Below are 19,616 nucleotides of genomic sequence, written 5' to 3'. Positions count from 1 at the left end.
GTCCTAGGTTGCCGGGATGGACTCCTACGCCAGCTCCTACGCCAAGGGCGAGACCACTCCGGCGCTGCTGGAGGAGACGATCGGCGCGAACCTCGAGCGCACGGTGGCGACGTACGGCGACCGCGAGGCGCTCGTCGAGTGCGCGTCGGGCCGGCGGTGGACCTGGTCGGAGCTGGACGCCGCCGTCGACGACGTGGCCCGCGGGCTCATGGGCGTCGGCATCGCGCAGGGCGACCGGGTGGGCATCTGGGGTCCCAACAGCGCCGAGTGGACCCTGGTCCAGTTCGCGACCGCGAAGGTCGGCGCGATCCTGGTCAACGTCAACCCCGCCTACCGCACGCACGAGTTCTCCTACGTCGTCCAGCAGTCGGGCATGCGGATGCTCATCAGCGCGACCTCGTTCCGGACCAGCGACTACCGCTCGATGGTGGAGGCGACCGCCGCGGACGTGCCCGGCCTGGAGCGCACCGTCTACCTCGACGACGACGACAGCTGGGCCGGCCTGCTCGCCGCCGGCGAGGGTGTCTCCGCCGACGACCTCGCCGCACGCTCGGCCTCGCTCGCGCCGGAGGACCCGATCAACATCCAGTACACCTCCGGCACGACCGGTTTCCCCAAGGGCGCGACCCTCAGCCACCGCAACATCCTCAACAACGGCTACCTCGTGGGGGAGGTCTGCCGCTACACCGAGGAGGACCGGGTGTGCATCCCGGTGCCCTTCTACCACTGCTTCGGGATGGTGATGGGCAACCTCGCGTGCTCCTCGCACGGCGCCACGATGGTGATCCCGGCACCGGGCTTCGACCCCGCACTGACCCTGAGGGCGGTGGCGGACGAGGCCTGCACGTCGCTCTACGGGGTGCCCACGATGTTCATCGCCGAGTGGGCGCTGCCCGACCTCGGCTCCTACGACCTGACCTCGGTGCGCACCGGGATCATGGCGGGCTCGCCGTGCCCCGCCGAGATGATGAAGAAGCTCATCGAGAGCGGGATCGAGGAGATGACGATCGCCTACGGCATGACCGAGACGTCACCGGTCTCCATGCAGACCCGCACCGACGACTCGTTCGACCACAAGGTCGGCACCGTGGGGCGGGTCTGTCCCCACCTCGAGGTCAAGATCGCCGACCCGGTCACCGGGGAGACGATGCCGCGGGGCGAAGCCGGCGAGTTCTGCACCCGCGGTTACTCGGTGATGCTCGGCTACTGGGACGAGCCGGAGAAGACCGCCGAGGCGATCGACGCCGACGGCTGGATGCACACCGGGGACCTCGGCGTGATGGCCGACGACGGCTTCGTGGAGATCACGGGGCGGATCAAGGACATGGTGATCCGCGGCGGGGAGAACATCTACCCGCGCGAGATCGAGGAGTTCCTCTACACCCACCCAGACATCGAGGACGTCCAGGTGGTCGGGGTGCCGGACGCGAAGTACGGCGAGGAGCTCTGTGCGTGGCTGCGGATGCGGCCGGGCGCCGAGCCGCTCGACGCGGACGCCGTGCGGGCGTACGCCAGCGGCCGGCTCGCGCACTACAAGGTGCCGCGCTACGTGATGGTCGTCGAGGAGTTCCCGATGACCGTCACCGGCAAGGTCCGCAAGGTCGAGATGCGCGAGGTGTCGACGAAGGAGCTCGGGCTGGCCTGACGCGGCCCCCGCCGTCACCGGTCCGGAGCGTCAGCCCAGGTCGTCGACGACGCGGCTGTGCGGTCGCCCGGGGTCGTCGTAGGCGGGCGCCTCCTCGCCCGCGCGCAGCGCCTCGAGCTGCGCGCAGACCGCGACGCCGAAGAACAGCGAGATCGACGACAGCAGGCTCCACAGCAGCAGCGCGAACACCCCGGCGAGCGGGCCGTAGGTGCTGCTGAACGAGCCGCTCAGCGTGACGTACGCCGCCAGCCCGGCCGCTGCGGCCATGCTACCCAGCACCGTGACGCCCGACCCGAGGGCGAGCCAGGACAGCGCGGGCTGGCGCCGCCTCGGCGCGTGGTCGAAGAGCACCGCGATCGCGACCACCAGCGCCACGAGGCCCAACGGCCAGCGGCCCCAGTCCCAGGCGCGGTGGGTCGCCTCGGACCAGCCGTACTCCGCGACCATCGCGTCACCGAACGCACCACCCGCGACCAGGGCGAGGAAGCCCAGCCCCACGGGGCCCGCGAGCACGACGGTGAAGACCGCGGCCCGGCCGTACTTGTGGAGGGCCGGCCGGTCGCGGCGGATGCCGTAGATGCGGTTGCTGCCCCGCTCGACCTGTGCCATGGCCGTCGTCATCGACAGCAGGGCGAAGACGAGGCCCAGGACCAGGGCGAGCTCGCCCGACTGCTCCGACCCGGACGCCAGCGCGTCCACCACGGAGTCGTCGCCGGTGGCGGGGGAGATCGCGTTCACCGTCTCCGCGACGACCCGCGAGGGCCGCTCGTCGTCGATGTCCGCGGCCAGGCCCATCACCGCGAGGAGGAACGGCACCACGGCGAGGCAGGTCTGGAGGGCCAGGGCGCGGCTGTTGGTGAAGCCGTCGCCGTAGCGGAACCGCACCGCCGACTCGACGAGGACGCGCCGCAGCCCGTGGTGGCGGGCGAGGTGCCAAGCGTCCTCGGCGTCGAGCTCGTCGCCGTCCATCTCGGTGGTCACCGGGACGGTGCGGGCGGTCGTCATGCGCGCACCCTACGGGTCAGTCGAGCACCCGCTGCAGCCACATGACGTCGATCCACCGGTCGTGCTTGCGGCCCACCTCGCGCATGGTCCCGACCTCCTCGAAGCCGCACGCCCGGTGCAGGGCGAGGCTCCCGGGGTTGGGCAGGGCCACGGCGGCGACGACCAGGTGCACGCCGTCGTCGGCGAGCGCGGCGAGCAGGACGTCGTACAGCGCCCGTCCGACGCCCAGTCCCTGGTGCCCCGGCGCGACGTAGACGGTGCTCTCCCGCGTGCGGCCGTAGGCCGGCTTCGGCCGGTAGGGCCCCGAGGTGGCGTAGCCGACGACCTCCCCGTCGTGCTCGGCGACCAGGAAGTGGTCGTCACCGGCCAGCTTCTCCTGCCACACCGCCATCGGCCGGGGCTCGACGTCGAACGTCGCGTGCCCCTCCAGCGCCTCCCGGCCGTAGATCGCCGACACGGCGTCGAGGTCGGCGGGAAGTGCGCGACGGATGTCCATTCCACGCATTGTCCCGGTCGCGTCGGCTCGGTTGGATGACGGGCATGACAGACGCGGACCCGATCGTCCCCGACACCAAGGACTGGACGTGGGTGCTGGAGAGACCGTGCCCGGAGTGCGGCTTCGACCCCGCCGCCCAGGGCCTGACCGACCTGCCGCGACTCCTGGGGGTCACCGCCACGACGTGGTCGGAGGTGCTGGGCCGCGACGACGTCCGCGACCGCCCGTCGCCCGACGTGTGGTCGGCGCTCGAGTACGCCGCCCACGTGCGCGACGTGCACGTGCTGTTCGACCAGCGGGTGCGGCTCATGCTGGAGGAGGACGAGCCGACCTTCGCCAACTGGGACCAGGACGTCACGGCGGTCGAGAGCGACTACGCGAGCCAGGACCCTGCCGCGGTGGCCCTCGCGCTGGTCGAGGCGGCCGGCACCGTCGCGGGCGCGTACGCCTCCGTCGACGACGCCGCGCGGCACCGCCGCGGGCTGCGGTCCGACGGCTCGGTCTTCACCGTCGAGTCGCTCGGCAGCTACCACCTGCACGACGTCGTGCACCACCTCCACGACGTGGGTGCGCCGCTGCCGTGACCTCGCAGGACGACACGGTCCGCGCCTACGACCTCGACGCCTCGGCCTACGCCGAGGCGTCCCCGCCTGAACCCGTCTGGGTGCGGGCGACCATCGCGGAGCTCCTCGCCGAGCTGGGCCCCGGCGCCCGGGTGCTCGAGATCGGCTCCGGGGGAGGGCGTGACGCGCTGCTGCTCGAGGAGAGCGGGTTCACGGTCCGCCGCACGGACATCACGCCCGGCTTCGTCGCGCTGCTGCGCGAGCAGGGCCACGCGTGCGACCTGCTCGACCCGCTGACCGACGACCTCACCTCGCCGGAGGGTCCGTACGACGTGGTCTGGGCCAACGCCTCCCTGCTCCACGTGGCGCGACCCGACCTGGCGACGGTGCTCGCGCGACTCGCCGACGTCACCCGTCCCGGAGGCTTCCTCTGCGCGTCGGTCAAGGAGGGCGACGGGGAGGGCTGGTCGACGCACGGCTCCGTCAGCAGCCCGCGCCACTTCACGTACTGGCGGGACGAGCCGCTCCGCGACGTCGTGGGCCGCTCGGGGTGGGAGCACGTGAACGTCCACCCGCTGAGGGCGCGCGCGCAGCAGGAGTCGTGGCTCGGCGTGTCGGCGGTCCGTGGAAGGCTGGACCCATGAGGCACACGGAGTTCTGGGACCGGCTCGACCACGTGCTCGGTCGCGCCTACTCCCGCAGCTGGGCCGAGCTGACCGTGGTCCGCGACCTCGACGGCCTGACCACCCAGGAGGCGCTCGACGCAGGCGTGCCGCCCAAGCAGGTGTGGGCCGCCGTCCGGCGCCAGCTCGAGCTCCCCGAGAGCGAGCGGTGACCGGCACCGCCGAGCAGGTCGACCTCGCAGCCGTCCAGCGCCACACGGTCCGCACCCTCGTCGTCTCCCAGGCCGTCGGGGCCGTCGGGGTCACGATCGGCGTGGCGACGGCGTCGCTGCTCGCCCGCGACATCTCCGGCAGCGAGACGCTCGCGGGTCTCGCGCAGACGTTCCAGGTCCTCGGGACGGCGGCTGCGGCGTACGCCCTCGCCCGGGTCATGCGCCGCCGCGGGCGCCGCGTCGGCCTCGTCGCGGGCTACCTGGTCGGCGCCACCGGTGCCGCGCTCGCCGTCCTGGCGGGTGTCGTCGGCTCCATGCTCGTGCTGCTCGCCGGTGCGGTGCTGCTCGGGGCGACCTCGGCCGTCAACAGCGGCTCGCGCTACGCCGCCACCGACCTCGCGGACGAGGAGCACCGCGCCCGGGCGCTGTCGGTCGTGGTGTGGGCCACCACCATCGGGGCCGTGGCGGGGCCCAACCTGACGGGGGTCGGCGCCCGCGCGGCGCGATCACTGGGGATCCCCGAGCTCACCGGCGGGTTCGCCATCGGGGCCGTCGTGCTGGTCCTCGCCGCCGGCTGGGTGTGGCTGCGACTGCGCCCGGACCCGCTGCTGCTCGCCCAGCGGGCTGCCGGCGTGGTGCCCGCGACGGGCCTCGAGCCCGGCGGACGGTCCTGGGAGGTCTTCGTCGGCGTGGCCCGCGCGGTGCCGGGCGTGGGTGCGGCCGTCGTCGGGATGGCCTCGGCGCACGCCGCGATGGTCACGGTCATGATCATGACGCCGCTCCACATGGAGCACGGCGGCGCCCACCTCGAGGTCATCGGACTCGTCATCTCGGTCCACGTCCTCGGGATGTTCGCGTTCTCGCCGGTCGTCGGGTGGGCCGCCGACCGGTTCGGCCGCAGCCCGGTCCTCGCCACCGGCGGCGTGCTGCTGCTCGTGTCGCTGACGCTCTGCGCGGTGTCGCCCCAGGGCACGTCGTGGGAGATCTTCACCGGCCTGTTCCTGCTCGGCCTGGGCTGGTCGTTCGCCACGGTGGCCGCGTCGACCGTCATCGCCGACCGCACGCCGATCGCTGCACGCACCGACGTCCAGGGCACCTCCGACATGGCCATGGCCCTCACCGCGGCCGGCGGGGGAGCGTTCGCCGGGGTCGTCGTCGGCACCTGGGGCTACGCCGCCCTGGCGGTGCTCGCCGAGCTGCTGGCGGCCTGCGTCGTCGTCGCCGGCGTGCTGGTCCGCACCCGCGACTGACGCCGCGCTGCTCGCCGCCGCGACGCAGAGCGCGACACGCCGCGCGGGAGCGCGCATCGAACACCTGTTCGGGCTACTGTGCATCCACAGGTACGACGAGGGGCGAGGTTGTCCACAGCGTCAGACCGTCCTGATCAGGGACTGTCGGTGGCTCGCCCTAGCGTCGCAGACGTACCTCACACCACACGACGACAAGACGGGACACAGCAATGGCTGGTGCAGACCGCGAGAAGGCCCTCGACGCCGCGCTCGCACAGGTGGAGAAGCAGTTCGGCAAGGGCTCGGTCATGCGACTGGGCGACGAGACGCGTGCCCCGCTCGAGGTGATCCCGACGGGATCGATCGCCCTCGACGTGGCCCTCGGCCTCGGTGGTCTCCCGCGCGGACGTGTGGTCGAGATCTACGGTCCGGAGTCCTCCGGAAAGACGACGGTCGCCCTCCACGCGGTGGCGAGCGCCCAGGCAGCCGGCGGCATCGTCGCCTTCATCGACGCCGAGCACGCGCTCGACCCGGAGTACGCGAAGGCCCTCGGCGTCGACACCGACGCCCTGCTGGTGTCCCAGCCCGACTCCGGTGAGCAGGCGCTCGAGATCGCCGACATGCTGATCCGCTCCGGTGCGCTGTCGCTGATCGTCATCGACTCCGTCGCCGCGCTCGTGCCCCGCGCCGAGATCGAGGGCGAGATGGGTGACAGCCACGTCGGCCTCCAGGCCCGACTGATGAGCCAGGCGCTCCGCAAGATGACCGGTGCCCTCAACAACGCCGGCACCACCGCGATCTTCATCAACCAGCTCCGCGAGAAGATCGGTGTCATGTTCGGCTCGCCCGAGACCACCACCGGTGGTCGCGCGCTGAAGTTCTACTCCTCCGTGCGCCTCGACGTGCGCCGCATCGAGACGCTCAAGGACGGCACCGACATGGTCGGCAACCGCACCCGCGTCAAGGTCGTCAAGAACAAGGTGGCCCCGCCGTTCAAGCAGGCCGAGTTCGACATCATGTACGGCAAGGGCATCAGCCGTGAGGGCGGCCTGATCGACGTCGGCGTCGAGGCGGGCATCATCCGCAAGGCCGGCGCCTGGTACACCTACGAGGGCGACCAGCTCGGCCAGGGCAAGGAGAACTCGCGCAACTTCCTGCGCGACAACCCCGACCTCGCCAACGAGATCGAGAAGCTCATCCTGGAGAAGCTCGGTGTCACGCCCGCCCTCGACGTGCCCGACGACCTCAGCGACGAGCCCATCGGCGTCAACGACTTCTGATCGAGCAGTCGACTCCGAGGCACGAGGAGTCGACGTGGGCTCGATCAGGTTGAGCAAGCGTCCGGCTGAGCCTGCGAAGCCGGATCCGCGCGTCGACACCACGACCTCCGGCTGGTGAGGAAGACCTGATGACCGACGAGCAACGTCCTGCCCCCGACTGGGTCGGCGACGTCGGTCTCGGCGTGCGGGCGTGGGTGGGGGAGACCCCCTCCAGGCCCGCCGCCGAGGCGCCGGCAGACAGGCCCGCCGGGGCACCCGCCGATCCCGGTCGCCGAGGTCGGAAGGCGCGCTCGACGGGCGGCCAGAAGCGCACGCGCACCCGGACGTGGGAGGAGCGCGAGGCCGCGCGCACCGCGCGCCAGGAGGCTGCCGCGGCCGAGGTCGAGGCGGACCCGGAGGCCGTCGCGCGCAAGATCCTGCTCGACACCCTCACGGGCCAGGCGCGCACCCGCAAGGAGCTCGCGGACAAGCTGGCGAAGCGAGGCGTCCCCGACGACCTCGCCGCACAGCTGCTCGACCGCTTCACCGAGGTCGGCCTCATCGACGACGCCGCGTTCGCCCGGCAGTGGGTCGAGAGCCGTCACCGCAGCCGCGGGCTCGCCCCGATGGCCCTCAAGCAGGAGCTGCGCCGCAAGGGGGTCGACGACGAGGCCACCTCTGCGGCGCTCGAGCAGATCGACGAGTCCGACCAACGGGTGGCTGCGCGGGCGCTCGTGGACAAGAAGATGCGCTCGATGCGCGGGCTCGACGCGCAGGTGGCGACCCGACGTCTGGCGGGGCTGCTGGCGCGCAAGGGCTACCCGGCCGGGCTCGCGTTCTCGGTCGTCCGGGAGGCGCTCGGGGAGCGCGACGACGTCGACGACGACCCCGGCGGGGCGGGCGACGACCTCCTCCACGGGTGACGGTCGCCACGAGTCGGAGCGCGGCGCGGACGCCGCGGTTCCCACCGGGTCCCGGCTCTGGTGGGATGGGCCTCGTGAGCAACGAGCGCGAAATCCTCACCTACGACCTGTTCGGCACCGCCACCCGCGACCTGGCCCAGCAGGTGGCCGACTCCGGGTTCCGCCCGGACATGATCCTCAGCATCGCGCGGGGCGGCCTCGGTCTCGGCATGGGACTGGGCTACGCGCTCGCGGTGAAGAACCTGTCCGTGCTCAACGTCGAGTTCTACACCGGGGTCGACGAGCGGCTCGAGGTCCCGATCATGCTGCCGCCGACGCCCGCGGCGATCGACCTGTCGGGGCTCAGGGTCCTCATCGCCGACGACGTCGCCGACACCGGGCGGACCCTCGAGCTCGTCCACCAGTTCTGCGAGGGCCACGTCGCCGAGGCGCGCACCGTCGTCATCTACGAGAAGCCGCAGTCGGTCATCAAGCCCGACTACGCCTGGCGTCGGACCGACCGGTGGATCGACTTCCCGTGGTCGGTGCTCCCTCCGGTGGTCGACCCCGACGGCCTCGCCCACGAGGCTGCCAGACTGCGCGGATGGTCCAGGTCCCGGTCGTCGTGCGTCACGGCGCACGCGAGCTGACCGGGGCCGTCCGAGCCGGGGAGTCGTGGGCCGACGCGGCCGGGCGCATCGCGACGACCGTGCCCGGGGACCCGGTCGCCGACGACCTGTCGGGTGACGTGCTGCGGTTCGCCGTCGACCCGGACCAGCGGATCGTGCTGCGCGCCATGACGCGGGGTGACCTGCCGATCCTCTCGCGGTGGCTCGCCGCGGAGCACGTGCGCAGGTGGTGGCACGACACCGAGCCCGCGCTCGACCGTGTGGTCGCTCGCTACGGCCCCCGCATCGACGGCACCACGCCCACCCGGATGTGGGTCGTGGACCTCAACGGACACTCGATCGGGTTCGTCCAGGACTACCGCATCCGCGACCACCCCGACTTCGCGCTGCTGACACCGGACCCCGACGCCGTTGGCCTCGACTACGCGATCGGCGAGCCGGCCTGGGTCGGCCGCGGGCTCGGCGCGCGCATCCTGTGGACCTGGATGCGGCGCGCCCGGCACCGCTTCCCGGACGCGACGGCGTACTTCGCCGCTCCCCACCACGCCAACGCCGCCTCCCTGCGGACCCTCGACAAGGCGGGCTTCGTGCAGGGCACGTGGTTCGACGAGCCCCAGCGAGGCGGCGGGGTCGAGACGGTGGTCGGCTGCACCCTCGACGTACGCCGCGTGCTGGGCTGAGCGGTCCGTCGTCGTGCGACATGATGGGCGCATGACGAGCCCCGCGACCTCTCCGATCGCCGACGCGCTGCGCCTGGACGGCGGGCCGGTCGACCTCACCGCGATCGAGACCGACGCCGCCCCCGGCTTCGACGGCAGGAAGGCCGACGGCGTCGCGGCGCTGGCGGCGATGGCGCCCGAGCTGGGCGACCTGCAGGAGCGCCTGTGGGCCGAGCGCACCGCGGGGTCGCAGCGACGGGTGCTCGTCGTGCTCCAGGGCATGGACACGAGCGGCAAGGGCGGCGTGCTGCGCCACACGATCGGGCTCGTCGACCCCCAGGGCGTGCGGGTCACCAGCTTCAAGGCGCCCACCGAGGAGGAGCGCGCCCACGACTTCCTGTGGCGCATCGAGCGGGGACTGCCCGCCCCCGGCTACATCGGCGTCTTCGACCGCTCGCACTACGAGGACGTCCTCATCGCCCGGGTGCGCGGCCTCGCGGAGCCCGAGGAGGTCGAGCGTCGCTACGGCGCCATCAACGAGCTCGAGGCGCGCCTGGTCGACGAGGGCTTCTCGATCATCAAGTGCATGCTGCACATCAGCGCCGACGAGCAGAAGGAACGGCTCGCCGAGCGGCTCGCCAACCCCGAGAAGCACTGGAAGTACAACCCGGGCGACCTCGACGAGCGCGCCCTCTGGCCGGCCTACCGCGAGGCCTACGAGATCGCGCTCGAGCGCACCCACACCGACCACGCGCCGTGGCACGTCGTGCCGTCGGACAAGAAGTGGTTCCGCAACCTCGCCGTGGGCCAGCTCCTGCTCGACACGCTGCGCGGACTCGACCTCCAGTGGCCGGCTGCCGACTTCGACGTGGCGGCCGAGACCCGGCGCCTGGCCGAGGAGGACCCGGTCCGGTGAGCGAGCCGCTTCCCCTCGTCCACGTCACGAGGTACGTCACGCCCCTGCGCGAGGGCGGCAGCCTGCCCGGCGTGGTCGAGGGCGACGACCTCGGCACCTACGTCTGCAAGTTCCGCGGCGCGGGCCAGGGTGCCAAGGTGCTGGTGGCCGAGGTCGTGGTGAGCGCGCTGGCGATCCGGCTCGGCCTGCGCACGCCGCGCCTCGTGGTGCTCGACCTCGACCCCGAGCTGGCCCGCTACGAGGCGGACGAGGAGGTGCAGGACCTGCTCAACGCGAGCGTCGGCCCCAACCTCGGCATCGACTTCCTGCCCGGCTCCTTCGGGGTCGACGGCCAGCTCGCCGTCGGCGACGAGGGGGCCCGCGTGCTGTGGCTCGACGCCTTCACTGCCAACGTCGACCGGTCGTGGCGCAACCCCAACCTGCTGGTCTGGCACGGCGACCTGTGGGTGATCGACCACGGGGCGTCGCTCTACTTCCACCACGGGTGGCGCTCCGGCGTCACCGACCCGGCCAGGTTCGCCGCGCAGCCGTGGGACGTCAGCGGCCACGTCTTCGAGACGTGCGCGCAGCGTGCCCGGGAGCTCGACGAGGAGATCTCGGCCGGGCTCGGCCGCGACGTGTTCGTCGACGTCCTCGCCACGGTGCCCGACGTGTGGCTCGAGCCGGTGCCGGGTGCGGAGACGCCCGACGAGCTGCGGGCGGCCTACGTCGAGTTCCTCCTCGCCCGCCTCGGCACGCGTCAGTGGCTGCCCGGTGGGGCGGGGGAGGCCGCGCGATGAGCCGGATGGCCTACCAGTACGTCGTCCTGCGCTGCGTGCCTCGCCCCGACCGGGAGGAGTTCCTCAACGTCGGGGTGGTGCTGCACTGCCAGGCCGCCGACTTCCTCGACGCGTCGTGGCACGTCGACGCCGATCGGCTCCGTGCGCTGCACGCCGGCATCGACGTCGACCAGGTCTGCGAGGCGCTGGCCTTCGTCGACCGCGTGTGCCGCGGCGACGAGCGTGCGGGCGAGGCGGCGCGCCAGCCCCTCGGCCAGCGCTTCGGCTTCCTCAAGGCGCCGCGCAGCACCGTCCTCCAGCCCGGACCGGTCCACGGCGGGATGAGCGCGGACCCGGCGCGGCAGCTCGAGCACCTGCGGGAGCGGCTGGTCGGGTGAGCCGCATACTGCTGCCCATGACCTACGTGGGCGCGGTGCGCGCGGTGCTGGCCGACGGGGGCGACGCGACCAGGGCCGCCCGGCAGCAGGCGTACATGAAGTCCGACCTGCCCTACGCGGGGTTCGGTGCCCCCGAGCTCAGGGCGGCGCTGCGCCCACTCCTGGTCGAGCACCGCTTCGCCGACCGGGCGCACTGGGAGGCGGCGGCACTCGAGCTGTTCGAGGACGCGACCCACCGCGAGGAGTGGTACGCCGCGGTCGCACTGCTGCGCCACCCGGCCTACGGGACGTGGCTCGACCCCGACCTGCTCCCGCTGCTCGAGCAGCTGACCCGCACCGGGGCGTGGTGGGACGTGGTCGACGAGATCTCCTCGCAGCTCGTCGGCCAGGTGCTGCTGGACCACCGCGAGGCGGTCACGCCGACCATGGACGCCTGGTCCGTCGACGCGGACTCGATGTGGGTCCGACGCACGGCCGTCCTGGCCCAGCTGCGCCACGGCGAGGACACCGACCCCGACCTGCTGGAGCGGGTGCTGGTGGCGAACCTCGACGACACGACGTACGGCACGGAGTTCTTCGTGCGCAAGGCCGTCGGCTGGGCGCTGCGCCAGCACGCGCGGACGGACCCGGCGTGGGTCCGCACCTTCGTGCGGACCCACGACGCCCGCCTGAGCGGGCTGTCACGACGTGAGGCGCTCAAGCACCTCACCTAGGTCTCGGCGCTCGCCTCAGACCGGGACGAGCTCGACGGCCCCGACGGCGTAGCGCGCCAGGATCGCGCGCGCCACTGCCGGGTGCGCGCCCAGCGGATCTGACACGGCGACCGCGCCGGCCTCGACGGCGAGCTCGGCAGCCCGGTCCGGCAGCCGGCCGGGGGCGAGGAAGAAGGACGCGACGGCGATGTGGCGCTTGCCCTCGGCGCGGAACGCGCGCACGGCCTCACCGGCGGCCGGGGGAGCAGCCGACGCGAATGCCGCGGTGACCGGCAGCCGGTGGCGGGCGCCCCAGGTGCGGGCGATGCGGGCGACCGCCTGGTTGGCGAGCGGGTCGGACGAGCCGGCCGCGGCCAGCACCAGGGCGTCGAGCTCGCGGATCCGGGCCTCCTTGAGCGCGTCGCGCAGGCGGACGTCGAGCACCTCGAGGAACGCCGCCTCCATGCCGAGGATCCGGCTGGCCTGGATGCGTACGCCCTCGTGGCGGGCCATGGCGGAGGCGATGGCCTCGGGCACGTCGACCTTCGCGTGGTAGGCCTCGGTGAGCAGGAGCGGCACGACGACGATCTCGTCGAAGCCGGCCTTCACGAGCCGGTCGACGACCGTGTCGAACGTCGGCTTGGAGAGGTCGAGGAAGGCCGTCTCGATGCGGAGGTCGGGGCGCATCGCCTTGACCTCGGCGACGAGCGCCTTGATCGTCGCGGCCGAACGCGGGTCCCGGCTTCCGTGGGCCAGGGCAACCAGAGCAGGAGCAGCCATCAGGGGTGCCTCCGATCGTGTGTGGTGCGGTGGTGCTGGGTGGGTGCGACGACGTTGTCGCGGGAACGTGGGTGCCTCATGCGTGGATGCCGCACTCGGTCTTCGTGGTGCCGGCCCAGCGCCCGCTGCGCGGGTCGTCGCCGGGCGCGACGCGTCGGGTGCACGGCCAGCAGCCGATGCTGGGGTAGCCGTCGTGGACGAGGGGGTTGACCAGCACGCCGTGGTCGAGGACGTACTGCTCGACCTGCTCGTCGCTCCACCGCGCGAGCGGGGAGACCTTGACCTTGCCCTTGCGCGCGTCCCAGCCGATGACCGGGGCGATGACGCGGTTGTGCGTCTCGGCGCGCCGCAGCCCGGTGGCCCAGGCGTCGTAGTCGGCGAGCGTGTCGTTGAGCGGTGTCACCTTGCGCAGCGCGCAGCACAGGTCGGGGTCGGTCCGGTAGAGGTCCTTGCCGTACTGCGCGTCCTGCTCCGCGACGGTCAGCGAGGTGCTGACGGTGCGCAGGTTGACCGGCAGCGTGGCCTCGACGGCGTCGCGGGTGCCGATGGTCTCGACGAAGTGGTAGCCGGTGTCGAGGAAGACGACGTCGATGCCGGGCGCGACCGTCGAGGCGAGGTGCGCCAGCACGGCGTCACCCATCGAGGACGTGATCGCGAACCGGTCGCCGAAGGTGGCGACCGCCCACTCGACGATGACCTCCGCCGGGGCCAGCTCCAGCTCCGCGCCGACGTGGGACACGAGCTCGCGCAGTTCCTCGGGCGTACGCCCGGCGGTGTGGGTGCCCTTGAAGTCGCGGGCGGCCTGCGTCGACGCGCTCATGCGGCACCCCCTGCGGTGGGCGGCCGGATCATCCCGGTCATCCGCACCGTGAAGGCGCGCAGGCACGAGCGGCACTCCCAGGCCCCCGCACCCTCCTGGGGGAACAGGTTCTCGTCCCCGCAGTAGGGGCAGTGGAAGGGCTGCGCGCGCTCCGACATCAGACCGCCACCGGCTCCCCGCGCAGCAGCTGCTCGTCGGCGCGGGCGACCCAGGCGGCGAACCGCTCGCCGTCGGTGCGGTCCGCGAGGTACGCCGAGACGACCGCGGTGACGTAGTCGTCGAGGCCGGCGCTGGTGACCTTGTGCGCGCGGAGCTTGCGGCCCATGGCCGGGTTGAGCCCCAGTCCGCCGCCGAGGTGCACCTGGAAGCCCTCGACCTGCCGCCCGTCGTCCATGACGAGCTGGCCCTTGAGGCCGATGTCGGCCACCTGGGTGCGGGCGCAGGCGTTGGGGCAGCCGTTGACGTTGACCGTGATGTCGGTGTCGAGGTCGGGGAAGCGCTTCTCCAGCTCGGTCACCAGGCGGCGGGCGCGCTCCTTGGTGTCGACGATGGCCAGCTTGCAGAACTCGATGCCGGTGCAGGCCATCGTGGAGCGCCGCCAGTTGCTGGGTCGCGCGGTCAGGCCGATCTTCTCGAGGTCGTCGGCGAAGGCCTCGGCGTCCTCGGCTGCGACGCCGAGCACGACCAGCTTCTGGTACGCGGTGAGGCGGGCTCCCGTCGCACCGTAGGTCTCGACGAGGTCGGCTAGGCCGCTCAGCGTCGTGCCGTCGATGCGACCCACGACCGGAGCCGCGCCGACGTAGAACCGTCCGTCCTTCTGCTCGTGGATGCCGATGTGGTCGCCGGGGACGACGGGCGACTCGGGGGACGGGTTGTCGACGAGCTGACGGTGGAGGTACTCGTTCTCCAGGACCTCGCGGAACTTCTCCTTGCCCCAGTCGGCGAGGAGGAACTTCAGGCGCGCCTTCGAGCGGAGGCGGCGGTAGCCGTAGTCGCGGAAGATGCCGGCGACGCCCTCCCAGGCGTCGACCACCTCCCCGACGGGGATCCACACGCCGAGCTTGTGCGCGAGCATCGGGTTGGTGGAGAGCCCGCCGCCGACCCAGAGGTCGAAGCCGGGGCCGTGCTCGGGGTGGACGGTGCCGACGAACGCGACGTCGTTGACCTCGGGGGCCACGTCGTGGCTCGGGTGGCCGGTCAGCGCGGTCTTGAACTTGCGCGGCAGGTTGGAGTAGTCGGGGTTGCCGAGGATGCGGCGCTTGATCTCCTCCAGCGCCTCCGAGCCGTCGATGATCTCGTCGCGCGCGATGCCGGCGACGGGGGAGCCGAGGAAGGGCCGGGGGCTGTCGCCGCAGGCCTCGAGCGTGGTGAGGCCCACGGACTCGAGGCGCTCCCAGATCGCGGGGACCGACTCGATCTCGATCCAGTGGTACTGGATGTTGTTGCGGTCGGTGATGTCGGCGGTGTTGCGGGCGTACGCCGTCGACACCTCGCCGAGCGCACGCAGGGCCGGTCCGTCGAGGATCGCGCCGTCGGTGCGCACCCGCATCATGAAGTACCGGTCGTCGAGCTCCTCCTCCTCGAGCTGCGCGGTCTTGCCGCCGTCGAACCCGGGCGCGCGCTGGGTGTAGAGGCCCATCCAGCGGAAGCGGCCACGCAGGTCGGCGGGGTCGATCGAGTCGAAGCCACGGCGCGAGTAGGTGTGGAGGATGCGGTCCCGCACGTTGAGCGGGTCGTCGTCCTTCTTGGACTGCTCGTTCTTGTTGAGCGGCTCGGTGTAGCCGAGCGCCCACTGACCCTCGGCGCGCTTGGGGCGCGGGATCTCGGTCGTCTGGGCGGCCTGGGGCTTGAACCGGAGGTCGGGCATGGCAGGAGAGTCCTGTTCGCTGATGGAGTGCCGCGCGCGACGTTGAGCGCGGAGGGGGTGGTGCGGAGGCGGCGTCAGCGATGCCAACAGGTCGCGCTGCCCACGCGCATGAGGTCGACGTGACGTCGGACCACAAGGTGTGCGTGGGTGGAGGCGGTGACCATGTCAAGAAGTCTCACGGAATGGACATCGGTTCCACAAGACGAAATCTCGTCATCTGGGACGTGGCTCCACATCGTGAGACGCGGGCGCAGCCCCCCGCCCGGATCGGCACCCGGATGCGGCCCAGGTCACACGTCGGACGCTCCACGGACCGTGCGGCCCGCGCGGGTGGGTGACCTCTAGGCTGTGCGGCATGAGCGACTCCCTGATCAGCAGCGCGTACTCCCAGGCCCTCGAGGTCATCGCCTCCGTCGAGCCGCGGATCGCCGAGGCCACGCGCCAGGAGCTCGCCGACCAGCGAGGCTCCCTCAAGCTGATCGCCTCGGAGAACTACGCGTCCCCGGCCGTGCTGATGACGATGGGCACCTGGTTCAGCGACAAGTACGCCGAGGGCACCGTCGGTCACCGGTTCTACGCCGGCTGCCAGAACGTCGACACCGTCGAGTCCCTCGCCGCGGAGCACGCCCGCGAGCTCTTCGGCGCGCCGTACGCCTACGTGCAGCCCCACTCCGGCATCGACGCCAACCTGGTCGCCTTCTGGTCGATCCTGGCCAACCGCGTGGAGTCGCCGTACCTGCAGAAGCTCCAGGCCAAGAACGTCAACGAGCTCACCGAGGCCGACTGGGAGTCGCTGCGCCACGAGCTCGGCAACCAGCGCCTCCTCGGCATGTCCCTCGACGCCGGCGGCCACCTGACCCACGGCTTCCGCCCCAACATCAGCGGCAAGATGTTCCACCAGCAGCAGTACGGCACCGACCCCGCGACCGGCCTGCTCGACTACGACGCGGTCGCCGCCAAGGCGCGCGAGTTCAAGCCGCTGATCCTGGTCGCCGGCTACTCCGCCTATCCCCGCCGGGTCGACTTCGCCAAGATGCGCGAGATCGCCGACGAGGTCGGCGCCGTGCTGATGGTCGACATGGCGCACTTCGCCGGCCTGGTCGCGGGCAAGGTCTTCACCGGCGACGAGAACCCGGTGCCCCACGCCCACGTCGTCACCACCACGACCCACAAGTCGCTGCGGGGGCCGCGCGGCGGCATGGTCCTGGCCCAGGAGGAGTTCGCAGCCGATGTGGACCGCGGCTGCCCGATGGTGCTCGGCGGTCCCCTCTCGCACGTGATGGCCGCCAAGGCGGTCGCCCTCGCCGAGGCCCGGACCACCGAGTTCCAGGCGTACGCGCAGAAGGTCGCCGACAACGCGAAGTCCCTCGCCGAGGGGTTCCTCAGCCGCGGCGCCCACCTCGTCACCGGCGGCACCGACAACCACCTCGTCCTGCTCGACGTCTCGTCCTTCGGCCTCACCGGCCGCCAGGCCGAGTCGGCGCTGCTCGACGCGGGCGTGGTCACCAACCGCAACTCGGTCCCGGCGGACCCCAACGGGGCCTGGTACACCTCGGGCGTACGCCTGGGCACCCCGGCGCTGACGACCCGCGGCTTCGGCCACGACGAGTTCGACACGGTGGCCGAGCTGATCGTCGACGTGCTGTCGAACACCGAGGCCGGCACGACCAAGGCCGGCGAGCCCAGCAAGGCGTCGTACGTCCTGGGCGACGGCGTCGCGGACCGCGTGACGAAGCGGTCGGCCGAGATGCTCGACAAGCATCCGCTCTACCCGGGTCTGGTCCTCGGCTGACCCCACGGCGCTGCGCGGCGGCCCTCAGTCGCTGCGCACCCAGACGTAGCCGACCTCGGGGCGCCCGGTCCCTCCGTAGCGAGGGGCGCGGGTGACCCGACCCTCGTCCGCGAGGTGCTCCAGGTAGCGCCGCGCGGTCACGCGGGAGACCCCGATCGCCTCGCCGAGCTCCGAGGCGGAGTAGCCCTCGGTGCGCTCGCGCAGCGCCTCCACCACGTGACGCAGGGAGTCGAGGCTCATCCCCTTGGGGAGGGCCTCGCCGGTGGGGCGGCTGCGCAGGGCGCCGAACAGCTGGTCCACGTCGTCCTGCACGACGTCGCCCGGCGCGGTCGCCAGCCGCGCACGGAACTCGGCGTACTGCTCGAGCTTCCCGCGGAAGGCCGCGAAGGTGAACGGCTTGAGGAGGTAGAGCACGACTCCCTGCGAGACGGCGCGTCGCACCACCTCGGTGTCGCGGGCCGAGGTCACGGCGATGACGTCCAGCGGACGGCCCTCGGCGCGCAGGCGCTGCAGCAGTCCGAGCCCGTGCCCGTCGGGCAGGTGCATGTCGAGCAGCACCAGGTCGACGTCGGGGTCACGCTGCAGCAGCCGCATCGCCTCGCCGGCCGAGTGCGCGACGCCGGCGAGCTCGAAGCCGGGGACCCGGCCGACGTAGGTCGCGTGCGCCTCGGCCGCGACCTCCTCGTCCTCGACGACGAGGACCCTCACGCTCACGACGCCGCCCCTGCGGGCCGGGGGGTCGCCTCGTCGAGCGCGACGGTGAACCGCGCACCGCCGAGCGGGGAGTCCGCCACGCGGAGCTCGCCGCCGTGGTGCGAGACGACCTGGGCCACGATGGCGAGGCCGAGGCCACGGCCCGCGTCGGCCTTGCTGGACCAGCCCCGGTCCAGCACGTGCTCACGGTCGGCCTCCGGGATGCCGGGACCCGAGTCGTCGACCTCGACGCGCAGGTGGCGGGCGTCCCCGGCCAGGCCCACCCGCACCCGTTGCGGGCGGTCGGACCGGGTGTCGGCCACGGCGTCGAACGCGTTGTCCACCAGGTTGCCCACCAGCGTGACGAGGTCACGGGGCGACACCGGCAGATCGGCGGGCAGCTCACCCTCGATGTCGAGCTGGATGCCCCGCTCGGCCGCCTGGGCGGTCTTGCCGAGGAGCAGCGCGGCCAGCACCGGCTCCTCGACCGCCGACACCAGCTCGTCGGCGAGGTCCTGCGCGACCTGCAATTCGGCGGTGGCGAACTCGACGGCCTGCTCGGGGCGCCCCATCTCCACGAGCGACACGATCGTGTGGAGGCGGTTGGCGGCCTCGTGGTTCTGCGCGCGCAGCGAGTCGGTGAGGCCCCGTACGAGGGCGAGCTCGCCGGTCACGGCCTGGAGCTCGGTGCGGTCGCGGACCGTCACCACCGCACCCACCTCGGCCTGGTCCCAGTAGGCGGGGGAGGTGCTCAGGACGAGGACCTGCGAGCCGAGGACGAAGGTCTGGTCGGCCACCGTGTCCCGGTCCTGGACCGCGGCGACCAGACCGGGCGGCAGCCCGAGCTCGGCCAGCGAGCGGCCCTCGACGTCGTCCGGCAGCGCGAGCAGGCGCGTGGCCTCCTCGTTGACCAGGGCGACGCGCTGGTCGGAGTCGACCAGCAGCAGTCCCTCGCGCACGGCTCCCAGGACGGCGCGGTAGTACTCGTACATCCGCGTGATCTCGCGCTCGCCCAGGCCGTGGGTCTGCCGACGGAGCCGCCGGGCGATCAGCCAGGCGCCGAGGAGCCCGGCGAGGAGCGTGGCGCCCGCGGCGAGACCGATGCCCGGCAGGTCCTCGACGAGCCTCTGGTCGAGCCGGTCGACCGTGATGCCGACCGCGACCAGCGCCACCACGGTCCCGTCGTCGACCACCGGCACGACCGCACGCACGGACGGCCCCAGCGTGCCGGCGTACACCTGCGTGAAGACCGCGCCCCCAGGGGCGTCACCGACCTCTCCGACGAAGGTGCGGCCGATTTGGGTCGGGTCCGGGTGGGTCCACCGGACCCGGTCGGTCGACATCACGACGACGAAGTCGGTGCCGGTGTCGCGCCGCACCTCCTCGGCGAACGGCTGGAGCTCGGCCGTCGGGTCCGAGGCGCGGACCTCCTGGCGCACGAAGGGCGAGTCCGCGACGGATCGAGCCACCGCCGTCGCCTGCTCGCGCGCGGCGTCGCGGAGGTCGCGGCGGGTGTCCCACGCGGCGAGCGCGACCGCGGTGACGACGAGGACCACGACGACCCCCACCTGCAGCAGCAGGATCTGGCGGGCGACCGGGCTCTCGCCGTCGGCGCGTCGCGTCATGCGCGCATTGTGCACCACCGCCGGACCGTGGCTGTGACGGCGAACACAACGCA

General features: G+C 72.5%; 22 protein-coding genes. 14 read left to right on the top strand and 8 right to left on the bottom strand.

The window, feature by feature from the left end; genetic code table 11:
• Positions 1 to 16 precede the first annotated feature (16 nt).
• Positions 17 to 1,645 (top strand): AMP-binding protein, encoded by a 1,629-nt coding sequence (locus F4692_RS19720; RefSeq protein WP_179621445.1) that lies wholly within the window; start codon positions 17 to 19, stop codon positions 1,643 to 1,645.
• Positions 1,646 to 1,675: 30 nt separating this feature from the next.
• Here F4692_RS19720 and F4692_RS19715 read toward each other — a convergent pair whose 3' ends face one another.
• Both F4692_RS19715 and F4692_RS19710 read right to left on the bottom strand, forming a co-directional pair.
• Positions 1,676 to 2,650, bottom strand: a complete 975-nt coding sequence (locus F4692_RS19715; protein ID WP_179621444.1) for a YihY/virulence factor BrkB family protein — start codon at positions 2,648 to 2,650, stop codon at positions 1,676 to 1,678.
• A gap of 16 nt (positions 2,651 to 2,666) precedes the next feature.
• Positions 2,667 to 3,146: a GNAT family N-acetyltransferase gene (locus F4692_RS19710; RefSeq protein ID WP_218858805.1), complete on the bottom strand. Its 480-nt coding sequence runs from the start codon at positions 3,144 to 3,146 to the stop codon at positions 2,667 to 2,669.
• Positions 3,147 to 3,190: 44 nt separating this feature from the next.
• Between F4692_RS19710 and F4692_RS19705 the strand changes: the two genes are divergently transcribed.
• From F4692_RS19705 to F4692_RS19650, 12 genes are all read left to right on the top strand, one after another.
• Positions 3,191 to 3,730, top strand: a complete 540-nt coding sequence (locus F4692_RS19705; RefSeq protein ID WP_179621442.1) for a DinB family protein — start codon at positions 3,191 to 3,193, stop codon at positions 3,728 to 3,730.
• Positions 3,727 to 4,353: a class I SAM-dependent methyltransferase gene (locus F4692_RS19700; RefSeq protein ID WP_179621441.1), complete on the top strand. Its 627-nt coding sequence runs from the start codon at positions 3,727 to 3,729 to the stop codon at positions 4,351 to 4,353. The genes F4692_RS19705 and F4692_RS19700 overlap by 4 nt, the downstream gene beginning before the upstream one ends.
• Positions 4,350 to 4,544 carry a DUF3046 domain-containing protein gene (locus F4692_RS19695; RefSeq protein WP_179621440.1) on the top strand — a complete coding sequence of 65 codons (195 nt, stop codon included), beginning with the start codon at positions 4,350 to 4,352 and terminating at the stop codon, positions 4,542 to 4,544. Before F4692_RS19700 ends, F4692_RS19695 begins: the two co-directional genes overlap by 4 nt.
• Entirely contained in the window at positions 4,541 to 5,794 is a 1,254-nt protein-coding gene (locus F4692_RS19690) for an MFS transporter (RefSeq protein ID WP_179621439.1), read from the top strand. The genes F4692_RS19695 and F4692_RS19690 overlap by 4 nt, the downstream gene beginning before the upstream one ends.
• A gap of 209 nt (positions 5,795 to 6,003) precedes the next feature.
• The gene (gene recA / locus F4692_RS19685; RefSeq protein WP_179621438.1) at positions 6,004 to 7,053 is read left to right on the top strand and encodes a recombinase RecA; all 1,050 of its coding nucleotides are present in this window, start codon (positions 6,004 to 6,006) and stop codon (positions 7,051 to 7,053) included.
• Between the two features lie 128 nt (positions 7,054 to 7,181).
• Positions 7,182 to 7,955: a regulatory protein RecX gene (locus F4692_RS19680; protein WP_179621437.1), complete on the top strand. Its 774-nt coding sequence runs from the start codon at positions 7,182 to 7,184 to the stop codon at positions 7,953 to 7,955.
• Between the two features lie 74 nt (positions 7,956 to 8,029).
• Complete coding sequence (locus F4692_RS19675; RefSeq protein WP_179621436.1) at positions 8,030 to 8,584, top strand: phosphoribosyltransferase; 555 nt, start codon at positions 8,030 to 8,032, stop codon at positions 8,582 to 8,584.
• Entirely contained in the window at positions 8,539 to 9,243 is a 705-nt protein-coding gene (locus tag F4692_RS19670) for a GNAT family N-acetyltransferase (protein WP_179621435.1), read from the top strand. Before F4692_RS19675 ends, F4692_RS19670 begins: the two co-directional genes overlap by 46 nt.
• A gap of 31 nt (positions 9,244 to 9,274) precedes the next feature.
• The gene (locus tag F4692_RS19665) at positions 9,275 to 10,138 is read left to right on the top strand and encodes a PPK2 family polyphosphate kinase (RefSeq protein ID WP_179621434.1); all 864 of its coding nucleotides are present in this window, start codon (positions 9,275 to 9,277) and stop codon (positions 10,136 to 10,138) included.
• On the top strand, positions 10,135 to 10,917 hold the full coding sequence (locus F4692_RS19660) for a HipA family kinase (RefSeq protein ID WP_179621433.1): 783 nt from the start codon (positions 10,135 to 10,137) through the stop codon (positions 10,915 to 10,917). The genes F4692_RS19665 and F4692_RS19660 overlap by 4 nt, the downstream gene beginning before the upstream one ends.
• Complete coding sequence (locus tag F4692_RS19655) at positions 10,914 to 11,294, top strand: DUF3037 domain-containing protein (protein ID WP_179621432.1); 381 nt, start codon at positions 10,914 to 10,916, stop codon at positions 11,292 to 11,294. Before F4692_RS19660 ends, F4692_RS19655 begins: the two co-directional genes overlap by 4 nt.
• 17 nt (positions 11,295 to 11,311) lie before the next feature.
• On the top strand, positions 11,312 to 12,007 hold the full coding sequence (locus F4692_RS19650; RefSeq protein WP_179621431.1) for a DNA alkylation repair protein: 696 nt from the start codon (positions 11,312 to 11,314) through the stop codon (positions 12,005 to 12,007).
• Positions 12,008 to 12,022: 15 nt separating this feature from the next.
• Here the strand turns inward: F4692_RS19650 and F4692_RS19645 are convergent, their stop codons facing one another.
• From F4692_RS19645 to F4692_RS19630, 4 genes are all read right to left on the bottom strand, one after another.
• Positions 12,023 to 12,766: a sirohydrochlorin chelatase gene (locus F4692_RS19645; RefSeq protein ID WP_179621430.1), complete on the bottom strand. Its 744-nt coding sequence runs from the start codon at positions 12,764 to 12,766 to the stop codon at positions 12,023 to 12,025.
• A 76-nt stretch (positions 12,767 to 12,842) separates the two neighbouring features.
• Positions 12,843 to 13,586 carry a phosphoadenylyl-sulfate reductase gene (locus F4692_RS19640; RefSeq protein WP_179621429.1) on the bottom strand — a complete coding sequence of 248 codons (744 nt, stop codon included), beginning with the start codon at positions 13,584 to 13,586 and terminating at the stop codon, positions 12,843 to 12,845.
• A complete protein-coding gene (locus F4692_RS19635) occupies positions 13,583 to 13,744 on the bottom strand; it encodes an Insertion element protein (RefSeq protein ID WP_179621428.1) in 162 nt (53 codons plus the stop codon). Before F4692_RS19635 ends, F4692_RS19640 begins: the two co-directional genes overlap by 4 nt.
• A complete protein-coding gene (locus tag F4692_RS19630; protein ID WP_179621427.1) occupies positions 13,744 to 15,453 on the bottom strand; it encodes a nitrite/sulfite reductase in 1,710 nt (569 codons plus the stop codon). The genes F4692_RS19635 and F4692_RS19630 overlap by 1 nt, the downstream gene beginning before the upstream one ends.
• A 355-nt stretch (positions 15,454 to 15,808) precedes the next feature.
• Between F4692_RS19630 and F4692_RS19625 the strand changes: the two genes are divergently transcribed.
• Entirely contained in the window at positions 15,809 to 17,245 is a 1,437-nt protein-coding gene (locus F4692_RS19625) for a glycine hydroxymethyltransferase (protein WP_179621426.1), read from the top strand.
• A 24-nt stretch (positions 17,246 to 17,269) separates the two neighbouring features.
• Here the strand turns inward: F4692_RS19625 and F4692_RS21900 are convergent, their stop codons facing one another.
• Positions 17,270 to 17,959 (bottom strand): response regulator, encoded by a 690-nt coding sequence (locus tag F4692_RS21900; protein ID WP_179621425.1) that lies wholly within the window; start codon positions 17,957 to 17,959, stop codon positions 17,270 to 17,272.
• Positions 17,956 to 19,563 (bottom strand): sensor histidine kinase, encoded by a 1,608-nt coding sequence (locus F4692_RS19615; protein ID WP_179621424.1) that lies wholly within the window; start codon positions 19,561 to 19,563, stop codon positions 17,956 to 17,958. Before F4692_RS19615 ends, F4692_RS21900 begins: the two co-directional genes overlap by 4 nt.
• Positions 19,564 to 19,616: the final 53 nt, after the last annotated feature.

The sequence above is a fragment of the Nocardioides cavernae genome (genome assembly GCF_013410035.1).
Classification (GTDB): Bacteria; Actinomycetota; Actinomycetes; order Propionibacteriales; family Nocardioidaceae; genus Nocardioides; species Nocardioides cavernae_A.
The sequence above is the reverse complement of the archived record's forward strand: the minus strand, read 5'-3'. Positions and strand labels throughout refer to the sequence as shown.

Coding starts and splice junctions, on each gene's coding strand:
- F4692_RS19715 (WP_179621444.1), bottom strand. CDS start 2,650: ATGACGACCGCCCGCACCGTCCCGGTGACCACCGAGATGGACGGCGAC.
- F4692_RS19615 (WP_179621424.1), bottom strand. CDS start 19,563: ATGACGCGACGCGCCGACGGCGAGAGCCCGGTCGCCCGCCAGATCCTG.
- F4692_RS19650 (WP_179621431.1), top strand. CDS start 11,312: ATGACCTACGTGGGCGCGGTGCGCGCGGTGCTGGCCGACGGGGGCGAC.
- F4692_RS19665 (WP_179621434.1), top strand. CDS start 9,275: ATGACGAGCCCCGCGACCTCTCCGATCGCCGACGCGCTGCGCCTGGAC.
- F4692_RS19710 (WP_218858805.1), bottom strand. CDS start 3,146: ATGGACATCCGTCGCGCACTTCCCGCCGACCTCGACGCCGTGTCGGCG.
- F4692_RS19625 (WP_179621426.1), top strand. CDS start 15,809: ATGAGCGACTCCCTGATCAGCAGCGCGTACTCCCAGGCCCTCGAGGTC.
- F4692_RS19645 (WP_179621430.1), bottom strand. CDS start 12,766: ATGGCTGCTCCTGCTCTGGTTGCCCTGGCCCACGGAAGCCGGGACCCG.
- F4692_RS19680 (WP_179621437.1), top strand. CDS start 7,182: ATGACCGACGAGCAACGTCCTGCCCCCGACTGGGTCGGCGACGTCGGT.
- F4692_RS19635 (WP_179621428.1), bottom strand. CDS start 13,744: ATGTCGGAGCGCGCGCAGCCCTTCCACTGCCCCTACTGCGGGGACGAG.
- F4692_RS19670 (WP_179621435.1), top strand. CDS start 8,539: ATGGTCCAGGTCCCGGTCGTCGTGCGTCACGGCGCACGCGAGCTGACC.
- F4692_RS19655 (WP_179621432.1), top strand. CDS start 10,914: ATGAGCCGGATGGCCTACCAGTACGTCGTCCTGCGCTGCGTGCCTCGC.
- F4692_RS19640 (WP_179621429.1), bottom strand. CDS start 13,586: ATGAGCGCGTCGACGCAGGCCGCCCGCGACTTCAAGGGCACCCACACC.
- F4692_RS19695 (WP_179621440.1), top strand. CDS start 4,350: ATGAGGCACACGGAGTTCTGGGACCGGCTCGACCACGTGCTCGGTCGC.
- F4692_RS19720 (WP_179621445.1), top strand. CDS start 17: ATGGACTCCTACGCCAGCTCCTACGCCAAGGGCGAGACCACTCCGGCG.
- F4692_RS19705 (WP_179621442.1), top strand. CDS start 3,191: ATGACAGACGCGGACCCGATCGTCCCCGACACCAAGGACTGGACGTGG.
- recA (WP_179621438.1), top strand. CDS start 6,004: ATGGCTGGTGCAGACCGCGAGAAGGCCCTCGACGCCGCGCTCGCACAG.
- F4692_RS19630 (WP_179621427.1), bottom strand. CDS start 15,453: ATGCCCGACCTCCGGTTCAAGCCCCAGGCCGCCCAGACGACCGAGATC.